Annotated in this window: 12 protein-coding genes; 1 reads left to right on the top strand and 11 read right to left on the bottom strand. The window is 69.6% G+C overall.

Annotated elements, in window-relative coordinates; all coding sequences use genetic code 11:
• From ADE01S_RS01080 to ADE01S_RS01055, 6 genes are read right to left on the bottom strand one after another with little or no spacing between them, the layout of a single operon-like run.
• Entirely contained in the window at positions 1-882 is an 882-nt protein-coding gene (locus ADE01S_RS01080; protein WP_062679607.1) for a branched-chain amino acid ABC transporter permease, read from the bottom strand.
• A gap of 26 nt (positions 883-908) precedes the next feature.
• Positions 909-2,174 carry an ABC transporter substrate-binding protein gene (locus ADE01S_RS01075; RefSeq protein WP_062679606.1) on the bottom strand — a complete coding sequence of 422 codons (1,266 nt, stop codon included), beginning with the start codon at positions 2,172-2,174 and terminating at the stop codon, positions 909-911.
• Between the two features lie 53 nt (positions 2,175-2,227).
• The gene (locus tag ADE01S_RS01070; RefSeq protein WP_062679605.1) at positions 2,228-3,454 is read right to left on the bottom strand and encodes a serine hydrolase domain-containing protein; all 1,227 of its coding nucleotides are present in this window, start codon (positions 3,452-3,454) and stop codon (positions 2,228-2,230) included.
• A gap of 2 nt (positions 3,455-3,456) precedes the next feature.
• Entirely contained in the window at positions 3,457-4,386 is a 930-nt protein-coding gene (locus ADE01S_RS01065; protein ID WP_062679604.1) for a phytanoyl-CoA dioxygenase family protein, read from the bottom strand.
• A gap of 22 nt (positions 4,387-4,408) precedes the next feature.
• Positions 4,409-5,953 (bottom strand): class I adenylate-forming enzyme family protein, encoded by a 1,545-nt coding sequence (locus ADE01S_RS01060; protein ID WP_062679603.1) that lies wholly within the window; start codon positions 5,951-5,953, stop codon positions 4,409-4,411.
• An 8-nt stretch (positions 5,954-5,961) separates the two neighbouring features.
• Positions 5,962-6,810 carry a phytanoyl-CoA dioxygenase family protein gene (locus ADE01S_RS01055; protein ID WP_062679602.1) on the bottom strand — a complete coding sequence of 283 codons (849 nt, stop codon included), beginning with the start codon at positions 6,808-6,810 and terminating at the stop codon, positions 5,962-5,964.
• A 180-nt stretch (positions 6,811-6,990) separates the two neighbouring features.
• Between ADE01S_RS01055 and ADE01S_RS01050 the strand changes: the two genes are divergently transcribed.
• Positions 6,991-7,959 carry an AraC-like ligand-binding domain-containing protein gene (locus ADE01S_RS01050; protein WP_062679601.1) on the top strand — a complete coding sequence of 323 codons (969 nt, stop codon included), beginning with the start codon at positions 6,991-6,993 and terminating at the stop codon, positions 7,957-7,959.
• A gap of 81 nt (positions 7,960-8,040) precedes the next feature.
• On the opposite strand, the gene ADE01S_RS01045 is transcribed toward ADE01S_RS01050, so the two are convergent.
• The 5 genes from ADE01S_RS01045 to ADE01S_RS01025 all read right to left on the bottom strand — a co-directional run bounded on the left by ADE01S_RS01045 (position 8,041) and on the right by ADE01S_RS01025 (position 13,095).
• Positions 8,041-8,331, bottom strand: a complete 291-nt coding sequence (locus ADE01S_RS01045) for a DUF4148 domain-containing protein (RefSeq protein ID WP_062679600.1) — start codon at positions 8,329-8,331, stop codon at positions 8,041-8,043.
• A gap of 221 nt (positions 8,332-8,552) precedes the next feature.
• The gene (locus tag ADE01S_RS01040; protein WP_062679599.1) at positions 8,553-9,638 is read right to left on the bottom strand and encodes a helix-turn-helix transcriptional regulator; all 1,086 of its coding nucleotides are present in this window, start codon (positions 9,636-9,638) and stop codon (positions 8,553-8,555) included.
• Between the two features lie 235 nt (positions 9,639-9,873).
• Positions 9,874-11,001: an ABC transporter substrate-binding protein gene (locus tag ADE01S_RS01035; RefSeq protein ID WP_062679598.1), complete on the bottom strand. Its 1,128-nt coding sequence runs from the start codon at positions 10,999-11,001 to the stop codon at positions 9,874-9,876.
• Entirely contained in the window at positions 10,994-12,397 is a 1,404-nt protein-coding gene (locus ADE01S_RS01030; protein WP_062679597.1) for a sensor histidine kinase, read from the bottom strand. The genes ADE01S_RS01035 and ADE01S_RS01030 overlap by 8 nt, the downstream gene beginning before the upstream one ends.
• A gap of 2 nt (positions 12,398-12,399) precedes the next feature.
• Positions 12,400-13,095: a response regulator transcription factor gene (locus ADE01S_RS01025; protein ID WP_062679596.1), complete on the bottom strand. Its 696-nt coding sequence runs from the start codon at positions 13,093-13,095 to the stop codon at positions 12,400-12,402.
• Positions 13,096-13,263: the final 168 nt, after the last annotated feature.

Raw genomic sequence — 13,263 nt, 5'->3', positions numbered from 1 at the left:
TTATTCGTTCTCCACGCCGAACAGCCCGCTGGGGCGGAAATACATGGTGGCGAGAAACAGCAGGAAGATGAGGGCCTCGGCGTAGGTGATCGGGATCAGCTGGCTGCCGACCGATTCCAGCACGCCCACCAGGATGCCGCCCCAGAAGGCGCCGGCCACCGAGCCGATGCCGCCCAGCACGACGATGACGAAGGCGCGCAGGCCGAAGATGTCGCCGACGAAGGGATTCACGGGATAGAGCGGCAGCAGCAGCGCGCCGGCCGCGCCCAGCACCAGCAGCCCGATGGCGAAGGACAGCCGGTAGACGCGGACGCTGTCGATGCCGAGCACGCTGGCGGCCTCGCGGTCCTGGCCGGTGGCGCGAATGGCCCGGCCCGTGCGGGTATGGCGCAGGAACAGCACCAGCGCGGCGGTGATCAGGCTGGCGAATACCAGGCCGGCGATCTGGGGATAGGTGAAGATCAGGTCGCCGGGCATCCACACTTCGTTGGCCCAGGGCGCATCGATCGTGCGGCTGTCCGGGCCCGCCAGGGCGAGGAAGGCGTTGTCGAGAAAGATCCACAGGCCGGTGGTGAAGATCAGCACCCCGATGGGCTCGCGGGAAGTCTCCTTGCGGTAGATGCCGTCGATCAGCCAGCGCTGGCAGGCGTATCCGACCGCGAACAACACGACGGCCGTCAGCGGCATCGCGGCCAGGGGGTGCAGGCCATAGCGGCTGGTGAGCGCGAAACAGACGTACATCGACATCATCAGGAACGCGCCGTGCGCGAAGTTGATGATCTTCATCACGCCGAATTGCAGGCTCAGCCCGAGCGCGATCAGGCCGTAGACGGCGCCGCTGGCGATGCCGCCGAGCAGCGCCTGGAGCAGGGTAGTGGTCAAGGGAGAGGCTCCTTGCGGGAACGGGGTCAGGGCTTGGCGGGAGTGGCCGGCCAGGTCATCTTGTAGGATTTGGACGCCAGGTTCTCCGGCCATACGGTGCGGTACTGGCCGTCGGCGGTGATCTGCTGCATGACGTAGCGCTTCTCGGGGTTCTGGCCCTTGGCGTCGATCACGATGTCGTAGCCCACCAGCTTGTTCAGGTCGGTGCCTTGCAGGCGCGTCTGGGCGAGGGCGTCGCGGATCGCTTCGGGGTCGGCGCGGCCCGCGCGTTCCAGCGCATCCTTGATGACCCATACGGCGGCGTAGGCGCTGACGGACAGCTCGTTGGGGTCCACCTTGTAGGCAGCCACGAAGTCGTCCCAGAACTTCTTGGCGAACGGCGTGGTGATGGAAGACTCGTAGCCCGCCCAGCCGTTGGTCGTGTAGACCTGGCTGGCGATGTCCTTGCCGACCAGCGGGATGAAGGTGCTGTCGATCTGGCCGGCGGCGCTGCCGATGAAGGTCGCGCCCACGCGCAGTTGCGCCAGCAGCTTGTGCAGCTGCACGGCGTCGGCGCCGTAGGACGTCACCGTGACGACGTCGGGCTTCTTGCCCTTGATCTTCAGGACCAGCGGGCGCAGGTCGGGGGAGTTGGGCGGGTAGCCCTCGTCCAGCACCAGGTCGATGCCCGCCGCCTTGAACTTGGCGCGCAGCGTGTTGGCCATGTCCTGGCCCCAGTCGGTGTTCTCGTAGACCATGGCCACGGTCTTGGCCGGCTTGCCGGTGGTCTTGCCCGCGTACTGGATGAAGTCGGCCATGCTCTCGGCGTTGCCGGACGCCGGGATCTGGGTGGGGCGGAACACGTATTTGAAGCCGCGCTCGGTGATGTCGGCCTTGGCGGCCAGGTCGACCACCCATGGCACCCGGTTCTTTTCGGCGACGGCGGTGGCGGGGAAGGTCACTCCGCTCTGGAAGGCGCCCAGCAGCACCGGCGTTTTCTCGCGCGTGATCAGGCGCTCGACCTCGGTCATGGCGACCTTGGCGTCGCCGCGGGTGTCGACCTCGACCAGCTCCAGCTGGGCGCCGCCCAGCGATTGGATCCCGCCCGCGGCGTTGATGTGCTTGACGGCCAGGTGGGTGGCGCGCGACATGTCCTTGCCGATGGAGGCGGTGGCGCTGCCCGACAGCGGGATCAGATAGCCGATCTTGACGGGCTCGGCGGCGCCGGCGGCGCCGTTCAGCAGCAGGCAGGCGCCGGCGGCGGCGAACAGGCGCCGGAGGGCGGCCGGGCGGTGGGGTGCGCTTGCATTCATGGGGGTTGTCTCCAGGTTTTCTTGTGGTGTTTCCGGTGCACGCCGGGATGGCGTCAGCATGGCGGCGGCACGCCGATGGCGGCATGCGCCGCGCGGACCAGTCGGTGCGCGCGCTCGTCGAGCAGCACGGTGCGGCCCATCCGGTTCATCGTGTAGGCGAAGGAAAGGCGTCGCCGGGGCCATGCGAAAGCCAGCGATCCGCCGGCCCCCGTGTGGCCGAAGGCTTCCTCGCCGAAGCAGGCGCTGTCCAGCCCGCGCCCGCGGTTGTCCATCTGCCGCATGAAGCCGCTGGCAAAGCGCGTGGGCACGCGCAGGCAGGCGTCGTCGTCCGACTGGGCCGACAGCGCGGTGGCCGAGGCCAGCGTGTCTTCGCGCAGCAGGCGCACGCCGTCGCGCGCGCCGCCCAGCGCCAGCGCCCCGTACAGCCGCGCCAGGCTGCGCGCATTGCCGATGCCGCCGGCCGCGCACAGCCCGGCGGCATGGCCGGCGCGGCTATTGAAGCCGGAAGGACGCCAGCCGCCCGTGTTCTTGGCATAGAGGGCGGTGGGGCTGTGCGCCTCGTTCAGCGACTGCTCGAAGGGACTCAGGGGCGGTTGCGGCGCCGGCGGCGGCACGATGGGAGCGACGCGCGCTTCCTCGCTTTCGGGCAGGCCGATCCAGAAGTCCAGGTCCAGCGGCTGGGCGACGTGGCGGCGGAAGAACTCCCCGGGCATGCAGCCGCCCTGTCTGCGAACCAGTTCGCCCACCAGCCAGCCGTAGGTCAGCCCGTGGTAGGCCACGCGAGAGCCGGGCGCCCAGAAGGGGGCGGCCCGCGCCAACCGGCCGGTCATCTCCTCCCAGTCGAAGGCGGCGCCCGGCGGCAGCGGGTCGCGCAGCGCCGGCAGCCCCGCCGTGTGGTTGAGCAGCATGCGCGGGGTGATGCCGTCCTTGCCCGCCGATCCGAACGCCGGCCAGTAGCGGGAGACCGGCGCGTCCAGGTCCAGTTCGCCGGCCTCGGCCAGCATGTGGGCGCACAGGGCGGTGGCGGGCTTGGTATTGGAGAACACAATACAGACGGTGTCGCGTTCCCAGGGACGCTGGCGTTGCGCGTCGGCCCAGCCGGCCCACAGGTCCACCACGAGGCGTCCGTCGACTTCGATGGCGACGGACGCGCCCAGTTCGTCGGCGTCCAGGAAGTTGCGCGCGAAGGCTGCGCGCACGGCGTCGAACCCGGGGGCGCAGTAGCCGTGCACGGCCACCTCCGCCGCGTCGGCGGCTTCGGGGAAAGTTGCGGTCGCCATGGCTAGCGCGTCAATGGCGCGCGGGCGCCGTAGCCCAGCAGATAGCGCGCGTCGTTGGACAGCCCGGCGGCCACGTCGGGCGCCAGCGTGCTGGTGAAGTCGGCAAAGCCGCGCAGCCAGGACACGTTGTAATTGCAGAGAATGGCGCGGCGCTCGCGGCCGGTGTGGTTGGGCCCCGAGCGGTGCCAGGTATTGGACAGCCAGATGGCGACCGAACCCGCGGGGGCGGTCAGGGTGACCTCGCCGTCCAGCGGGCCGCTGCCCCACGGTGGCGATTTGCGCAGCTTGTGGCTGCGCGGCATGACGCGAGTGGCGCCGTTGTCGGCGGTGAAGTCATCCAGCATCCAGACATTCTGCAGCGTCAGCGGAAATTCCGGCAGCGGTTCGGCGATCTGGCCCAGCGGCGCGTCCACGTGCCAGGCGCCGCCGCCGGTGCCCGGCCCGATGCTGGTGGCCTGGAAATCGTGCAGATTGCAGTCCGCGCCCATCACATGCCGCACCATCGGCAGCACCTGCGGGTGCTCGATCAGCGGGATCATGTCCGGGGCCTTGTTCAGCAGGTTCCAGATGCGCTGGGACTTATCGTCGTCGAACAGCGTGGGCAGGTGCAGGAAATTCTTCGAGACCTTGCTGATCGGCACCGGCCAACGCGTGCCCTGATTGTCGCGGCGATACTGGTGGATGCGCGCGACCATGCGCCGGGCTTCCTGGTCGCTGACCGTGTAGTGCTTCTTGTAGTAGGCCAGGATTTCGTCGTCGTCCTCGTGCCGTTCGTCGTCGAGCGGGAAAGGATCGGCGCGCTCGGCGGCCATCAAGCCCGCCACCCGCTCGCGCGCGCGGGCCAGCGCTTCGGCGTCCAGAACGTTCTCGATGACGGCGTAGCCTTCTTCGGTGAGCTGATTCTGCAACGCCTGCAGATCGATTGTCTTCATGTTCCTCCCCTTTTATTGCGGTTCACTGCGAAATCGGATCGGGCGCGGAGACGGGCTCCAGCGCGTTGCGCGCAAGCTTGCCTATGCTGGTGCGCGGCAGCGCGCCGGCCGCGCCGATGCGGCGCGGCACTTTGTAGCCTGCCAGGTGCGCCGCGCAATGCGCTTGCAGCGCGTCCAGGTCCAGCCGTTGGCCGGGTGCGGGCGTCACCCACGCGTGGACCACCTGGCCGAGACGTTCGTCGAGCACGCCGAAGGCGGCGGCCTCGCCGACCTCCGGCCGGGAAAGCAGCACCTGTTCGACCTCCAGCGGATAGACCTTGAAGCCGCCCACGTTGATGCAGTCGTGGCGGCGTCCCTGTAGATGGAGATAGCCGTCGGCATCCATGACCGCCACGTCGCCGGTATGGAACCAGCCTTCGCGCAGCGCCTGTCCCGCGTCGGGAGCGGCCCGGCGGTAGCCGGCCATCACGTGCGGCCCCCGCACCCGGATCTCGCCGGGCTGGCCCGGCGGCATGCCTTTCCCGCCGTTGTCCAGGTCCACCACTTGCAGCTCGCCGCCGGGCACGGGCAGGCCCACCGACCCCGGCCTGCGCGGCCGGTGCATGGGATTGAACGCCAGGCATGGGCCGGCCTCGCTCATGCCATAGCCTTCGTAGATCGGGCAGCCGGTGCGTTCCTCGAAGCGGGCCAGCACTTCACGGGGCAGCGGCGCCGCGCCGGAGAAGCAGGCGCGCAAGGTGCCCAGCCGCTCCGTGCCCAATGCCGGACAGCGCAGCAGGTCATGGAAGATGGCGGGGGCGCCGGGCAGCAGCGTCGCGCCGTGGGCGGCGACGGCTTCCAGGGTGCGGGCGGCGTCGAAGCGCCGCAGGATCACCAGTTCCCCGCGCGCGTGCAGGCTGAGGTAGAGCGACATCGACACCGCGGACACGTGGAACAGCGGCATCACGCAAAGCACGACTTCGGCGCCGCGCCGCGTGGGCAGCCAGGCCTCGCGTTGGGCGATGTTGTAGGCGATCTGGCGATGCAGGATATTCACGCCCTTGGGGCGGCCGGTGGTGCCGCCGGTGTATTGCAGCGTGGCCAGGTCTTCATGGCGCGGCAGGTCGTCGGGCAGCGCGCAGGCCTGCGGCAGCAACGCAAGCAGCCCCGCGCCGTCGCCGGTGCGGACGATGGCATCGGCGTCCAGCCACGGGCAGAGGGCGCGCAGGTCGGCTTTCACGCTGTCGTCATGCAGCACCATGCAGGGCGCCGCGTCTTCCAGCATGAAGGCCAGCTCGCGTTCGCGGTAGCCGGGATTGAGCGGCACGGCTTGCGCCCGCAACGCGTGCACGGCGAAGGTGGCGACGGCCAGGTCCAGCGAATTCTGCATCAGCAGCGCGATGCGCTCGCCCGGGCCGACTCGTTGCCCCAGGCGCTGCGCCAGCGCGCCGGCCAGGCCCGCGTACTGGGCGTAGTCCAGGCGCGCGCCCTCGAACGACAGGGCGGGCAACGCTGGCGTTTCCCTTGCCGCGTCGCGCAACAGATGAACCACCGAGTCCGCCACGACGGGCAGGGCGGGCGCGGGCATGTCCGCATTCATGCCTGGCCGCCTCCGGCGTTGCGGGCGGCCTTGGCGTCGGTAGCCTGCCAGACGGTGGGCCTGCCTTCGCCGCCGAGCAGGGTGATGGGGTCGGCGTTGTCGATATGGCCGTACTGGCCTTTGTAGATGCTGTAGCCGCACAGCTCCTGCAGCCGGCGCGGGAAGCGCCGCGCCACGTCGGCCGGGATGCCGAGCTGCAGGTTTTCCTGCTGGCGCATCCAGCCGGCGCAGTAGTAGCACGACAGGGCGTAGCGGCGCGCATTGCTCTCGTTGGCGCCGCCCTTGTGCCACAGCGCGCTGTCGAACAGCATGACGCTGCCTGCCTTCATGGTGGCTTGCACGGTTTCCACGTCCTGCGCGCCGTACGGCGGCGCGCTGTCGTAGCGATGGCTGCCGGGCACGAGGTGGGTGGCGCCGTTTTCGGGCGTGAAGTCGCTCAGCGCCCAGATGGCGTTGACGGCCAGCGGCGGCCGCGGCCGCGGCAAGGCCAGCTGCTGCGTGTCTTCGTGCAGCGGCTGGGCGCCCTGGCCGGGCGCCAGCGTCAGCGAACACAGCGACGACAGCAGCAGCTCGCGGTCCAGCAGGCGTTCGGCCAGCGACAGCACGTCGGGCTGCAGCGGCACATCCCAGAAGCGGGGGTCGTAGACCAGCAGATTGTTGATGCGCACCGTCCTGCGCCCTTCGAAGGAGGTCTTGGCGAAGCCGAGATCGTGCTCGGCCTCGACCCGGATCAGCGCTTCCTGGAGCTGGCTGACCTGGGCGGGCGGGATGATGCCGTCCAGCACCACGAATCCGTCGCGTTGAAAGGCAGCGATCCGCTCGTCGAGCGGTTCGGGTGTGGACATCGTTTGTCTCCTGGCTGTTCCGGCCGGCGGCGCCTGGCTCTAGCGTCCGGCGATATAGGTCTGTGCGTATAATCGGCCGGTAGTCCTTGCCTTGCCAGCGCTAAGCGTCCACGGCAATGGCGCAAAGCGTCCATCCGCGCCAGGATGGCGGCCCCATCGACACGATCCCCGGTATCCAGGATGAGCGCCCAGGCCTATCGCCACACCACCGATGTCATCGCGCCGCAGGACCAGTTCGCATACTGGCGCGACGCGATCTGCGACGCCTACGTGCCGCTCGAACCGGAACGCAGCGCGGCCCCCAGCTTCCGCGGCCAGATCGACGGACTGCTGCTGCCCGACCTGCACGGATCCACCATCACGGCGCAGTCGCATGTGGTCCGCCTATCGCCGACCGGGCTGGCGGCCCGCGCGCATTCTCCTTTTTTCGCCAACCTGCTGTGTGCAGGCGAGGCCGTGGTGTCGCAAGGCGGCAGCACCCAGCGCGCGCGGGCGGGCGATGTCTACGTCGTCGATTGCGCATCGCCCTGGGAAGTGGATTTCCGCACGGATTTCCGCATGTTCTGCATCGAGATCCCCGAAGGCCTGCTGCGCCCGCAACTGGGCCGCAGCGGACGCCTGGCCCTGCCCGTGGTGGACGGCAGCTCGGGCGCGGGGCGCGTGCTGGCGAGCTACATGCGCCTGGTCAGCGAATTGCCGGCGAACGAGCTGCAGCAGGTGCAGGCGCTGATGATCAAGCATTGCGGCGAGTTGCTGTCGCGCACCCAGCTGGAAGACGCGGGCGCGCAGATCGCCGAACGGGTGAGATACGAAGTGCTGGAGCGCATCCTGGCGCTGGTGCAGCGCCGCCTCGCCGACCGGGCCCTGACGCCGGCCTCGGCCAGCGAAGAACTCGGCATTTCGCGCAGCTATCTGTTCAAGGTCATGGCCGAACACGGCCTGAGTTTCAGCGCCCACGTGCGCCAGTGCCGGCTGGAACAATGCCGGCTGGCGATCGAAACGCAGTCCGGCCGGTCCATCGCGGACATCGCCGCCAGCTGGGGCTTCGAGGAAGTCTCGACGTTCAATCGGGCCTACCGCGCGCAGTACGGCCGATCGCCGGGCAGCGAGCGCGCGGGGACATCCTCGCGGGACGGCAGGCGGATCTGACGCGCCGCGCGGCGCGGGAACGGGCCTGCGCCCGTTCCCGCGTGCCGCGGATCGTCGCGGGGTGTCCGGCGCTGGGCCGGCTCACTGGGTCCGGACCGGCGGCGCCGAGGCGGGCTTGACCGTATCCACGTACTTCTTGTAGCTGGCGACGTACTCCGGGCTGTTGATGTCCGGCGTGTTTTCGCTGTTCCAGTTGTTTTCCAAGCCGGCCTGCTTCCATGCGGCCAGGTCGCGCATCACGTCTTCGCGGGTGACCGTTGCGCTGGTGTCGGACGAGGTGGAGGCCGTTTGCGCGCCTGCCGGGCCCGAGAGCAACGCGGCAGTCGCCAGGGCGACCGGAACGGCGGCGCGGAGAAATAGGGCGGTCTTCATGAAGTGCTCCTCGATGGCAAGAGAGAACGCAGCATTGGGACCCGGTGTCCTTGGGCTCACGGCAAGGCAGTCTTGGGCAAGGACAGCTGCGCGACCGGCATGTCCTCCCTGGCTTCATGCCTTCGGAGCCATCGTAGGTCGTGTACGGGGGGCGCCGCATACCCAAAATGGAGTATGCCGCCGCGGGCGGATGGCGCCCGCCGGGGCGAAGCCGGGGCCGGCTACAGCAAAGAGGCCAATCTGACCAGCTCGGATTGGCGGCTGCATTCCATCTTGTTGAGCAGGGAGGCGACCTGCTTGCGCACCGTCAGCACCGAGGCGTTGCGCAGCGTGGCGACTTCCTCCACGCTGTGGCCGGTGGCCAGCCCGGCCAGCACGGCCGCTTCGGCGTGCGTGATGGCGAACACGGATTCCAGCCGGTCGATGTCGGGCGGCGCGAACGCGCTCTTGCGCCGCATGCGCACGAGCAGCATCGCGCCGCCGATCAGGTTGAGCGCTTCGGGCGCCGCGCTGATGTCGATCCAGAACAATTCCCCCCAGCCGGAGGCGGCCGCCAGGGAACGCGCTTTTCCGTCGCGCGCCACGGCCTGGCAATGGGTGTCGAACAGCGCCTGTATCTTGCCGTTGGCGTGGCGCAGCCTGCCGGCGCGCACGTGCCATCCATGCCCGTCGTCCAGGTAGCGCATGGCCAGCGTGGACATCTTGTCGACCATGGCGTCCTTGCTGATCAGCAGGACGGCTTCGCCCACGTCGGTGAACGCGCTTTCGATGGAGCGCCATCCGATCGCGAGCGCTTTTTCGCGCTGCGCCAGCTGGCTGCGCAGCGTGCGGAAGTATTGGCCGAAAGCGCCCGTCTGGAGGCGGTCGCTGGCGCCGCCGTCCTCGGTCGAGCGCTGGAAGCCGATGGCCGCGTGCACCACGGCGTTCGATTCGACCACCAGGGACAGGATCTGCGCCATGCGGTGCTTGACCATGAAGTCGGTGTAGAACTCGGAGCGCTGGAGCTGGCCGCGCGGGTACATCCGGGCGGTGTCGAGCCAGGTCCCGCTGGGCGACAGCCGGGAGTCGCGTTCGAGGATGTCGCAGCGGTAGTAGTGGTTCTGGTAGTCCGCCGCGCAGGCCTCGGAGAAGCCGATGGAGGCGAGGTTCAGGAGGTTGTGCCGGGCATCGAAGACGATGAGCGTGCCGCTATCGGCGCCCACCATGTCCCGCGCGGTGCGCAGGATGTCCAGCCACGGGGGGGCGGGATCGACAAGATGGCTGACGGCTTCCACGGCCCGCCGGACCGCAATCGGGTGTTCGGCCATTTGGTGCCTCCGGCTCTGGTTCAGGCAGCTATCGCCGCCGGGCATCACAGATTGTTATGGACGGCTCCGGCCTCGTCGGGGGGAGCGGCGCGCGGCGATGGTGCGCACGCGCGGGCGGGGCAGGGCGGTCGATCGCGAATGGCTGTCGGCCGCCGGGGATCCCAACGGAAATTATCCTCGCAAATCCGCGTTCCGGAAGAAAATCATCGATCTGGTGCGCCCGTACCGGAGCGTTTCAATCAATCGGGCCGCCAGGGCCGGGGCCGCCCGCGGCGGGAGGCGCGCCCGGGCCGGCGGCCGCCGGCTGGATGGCCGCCTTCCACAGGTCGAGGAAGTGCTTTTTCTTCAGGGGATCCAGGTACACCAGCAGGCCCACCCCCAGCCCCATCGGCCGCACGCCGGCGGCGGCGATGACGGAGGCGCTCACCGGCCGCATGCCCGACTGCTGGGCCACCATTTCCTGTCCCCGGGGCGATAGCAGGTAGTCGAGGAACAGCCGGCCCAGGTCCGCGCGCGGCGCCTGCTTCGGGATGATGGCGGAACGCGACAGCATCAGCGTGTAGTCCTGGGGGTACACGATGGCCAGCGGGGCGCCCCGGTCGATGCGATGCCGCGTATAGGATTCCAGCAGGTTGTAGGCCAGCGTGATCTCGCCGCGTTCGAGGCGGTCCAGCGCGTGTTCGGTCGATTCGTGGACCGTGACGCCATTGCGGCCCAGGGCCGCCAGCAGCGCGCCCGCCATGCTGTCCAGGCGGGTGTCCTGGGTGGCGGCCAGGTAGCCGATGCCGCTGCCTTCCACGTCGTAGGTGGAGATGCCCCCGGCCAGCGGCTGGTCGGGCGCCTGCAGCAGGGACAGCAGTTCGCGCCGGGTGCGGGGCGCCCGCGCGGCGTCGAGCCTGTCGGTGTTGTAGACCATGACGATGGGGTCGGTGCCGATACTGAAGACCTCGTCGCGCCAGTTCGCCCAGCCGGGCAGGGCGCGGGTCTCGGGCGAGACGTGGGCCTGCGCGTAGCCGTCGTTGACCAGCTTGGTCTGCAGGTCCATGGCGCTGCTGATGACGATGTCCGGGCCGATCCTGGCGGCGGGCGATTGCCACGCGCGCGCCACGGTCTGCGCATACAGGTCCTGCGTCGACAGCTCGGTGTATTCCAGGCGGATGGCGGGATTCAGCCTGCTGAAGTCCTCCAGCACGCCGCGGAATACCTGCACGCTGTTGGAGGCGTGCACGACCAGCACGTTGTTGCCGTCCGCCGGCCCCAGCGTGAGTCCACCGCCGCTGGTCTCGGCGGCCTGGAGCGCGATGGGCAGCAGCAGGGCGGCCGCGGCGGCGAGGCGGCGCAGGGCCGCGAGAGTCTTACGCATCCTGCGGCATCCCCGGCAGCGTGATCGCGGCCTCCAGGCCGCCGCCCACGCGGTTGCTCAGGACCAGCCTGCCCTGATGGATATCGACGACGCGCTTGATGATGGACAGTCCGAGGCCCGCGCCGGGCGAACGCGGATTGGGGCCGCGGGCAAAGCGCTCGAACGCGGTGTTGGCCAGGGCGGGGGCAATGCCGGGGCCCTGGTCGGACACGATGACGCGCCAGTCCGCGCCATCGGCTTCCAGCCGGACGTCGATGTGGCCGTCTTCGGTGGCGCCGTGGCGCAGCGCGTTGTCGATGAGATTCTTGAAGGCCTCGCGCAGCATCAGGCTGTCGCCCATGATGCGCGGCGGATTCGCGGCGGCGGGCAGGCTGAGGCGCACGTCGGGCTGGGGATCGGCCTGCGGCACGGTGTCGTAGAGCGCCTGGCTTAGCAGTTCCGCCAGGTCGACGGGCTGGAACTGCCGGACGTTGCTGCGGTGGATGACGCTGGCGTCGCTGAGCAGCTGGTTGACCAGGCGCGAGAGTTTCTCGGCGTTGCGCAGTACCGCCAGCAGGCTGCGGCGTTGCTCGGCCGGGTCTTCCTCGTCCAGCGCCACTTCCATTTGCGCGTGCAGGGCGGCCAGCGGCGTGCGCAGTTGGTGCGCGGCCTCGGCGATGAAGAGCCGCAGCGTGTCCAGGTTCTCCGACAGGCGGGCCATGAAGCCGTCCAGCGCATGCACCAGCGTATCCAGTTCTTCCGGCACGGGCGCGGCGATGGGGTGCAGGTCCGAAGCGTTGCGGGCGGCCAGCTCGCGTTCGATGCGCTGGATGGGCGAGAGCGAGCGCTGCAGGCCCCAGTAGGCCAGCGCCAGCGCCGCGGCGGCGAAGCCGATCAGGGCGAGCGTGCCTTGCCAGAGGATGCCGGCCGCCAGCGCGTTGCGGGCCTCGCGGGTCTGGGCCACCTGGATGACGGCGGTTTCGGCGTCGCGCGGGCCGGCGATCTTGCGCTCCATCCAGGCGACGCGCACGGGTTCGTCCTGGTAGCGGGCGTCGTAGAGGCGCGGCGTATCCGCCGGGCCGGCGTCGCCGCGCGCCGGCGGCGAAGGCAGGTCCGCATAGCCCGAAACCAGCTCGCCGCCCGTGGCGACGACGCGGTAGAAGACGCGGTCGCGGGGGGCCTGTTCCAGCAGCGCGAGCGAGGCGTAGGGCATGTCCATGCGCCATTCGCCCTGCACCAGCTGCAGGCTGTCCGCGATGGACAGGACCGAGGCCCGCAGCAATTGGTCGTAGGTGGTGTCGGCGGTCTGGTGGGCATAGCCGCGCACCAGCAGGTAGAGCGCCGCCAGGGCGGCGGCGAACAGCGCCAGCAGGGTGGCCAGCAGCCGGCGGCGGACGGAAATGCGGCCGTGCTGCACGGCTAAGGCGATTCGGAGCCGTCGGCCGCGTCCTCGGCGGCCGTGAGCAGATAGCCGGTGCCGCGCTGCGTTTCGATGCGCAGGGGCGAGCCTTCCAGTTTGCGGCGCAGCCGCGCGATGTAGACCTCGATGGCGTTGGGGGCGGCGTCGTCGTCGAAGGCGAACAGCTTGTTGGCGATTTCCGTCTTGCTGACCGCGCGGTTCATGCCGGCCAGCAGAATTTCCAGCAGGCTGTATTCGCGCTTGGGAAGCTCGATGCGCTGGCCCGCCAGCGTAACCTGGCGCGCGGCGCTGTCGATGACCAGGTCGCCGAAGCGGAGCACGCCCGCGGCCTGGGCGATCGGCCGGCGCAGCAGGGCGCGGCAGCGGGCTTCCAGTTCGCGGAAGTCGAACGGCTTGGCGAGATAGTCGTCGGCGCCGGTATCCAGGGCGTGGACGCGGTCTTCGATGTCGATGCGGGCGGTCAGGGCGAGCACTGGCGTCTTGCTGCCCCGGTCGCGCAGGCGGTGCAGGATCTCGAAGCCCGACATTCGGGGCAGGCCGATGTCCAGGATGACGAGATCGAAGGACTCGTATTGCAGGACCCCGTCGGCGCTCATGCCGTCGCCCTGGCGGTCCACGGCATGGCCGAGCCGGCGCAGCCGGCGCACGATGGCGTCGGCCAGGTCCTCGTCGTCTTCGATCACCAATATGCGCATGAGGGAATTGTCGCATGGGTGTGGAGGGCCCCCACGCCGCGCTCGCTGCGCTCGCTTGCTGCCCCCCGAGGGGACGCTTCCGCCTTGGGGCGGCCCGGCGGCGGAAGGGGCCCCCACGCCGCGCTCGCTACGCTCGCTTGCTGTTGGGAAAAACGACAGGTTGTAGAC

This window comes from Achromobacter denitrificans NBRC 15125, assembly GCF_001571365.1.
GTDB classification, from domain to species: domain Bacteria; phylum Pseudomonadota; class Gammaproteobacteria; order Burkholderiales; family Burkholderiaceae_B; genus Achromobacter; species Achromobacter denitrificans.
The sequence above is the reverse complement of the archived record's forward strand: the minus strand, read 5'-3'. Positions and strand labels throughout refer to the sequence as shown.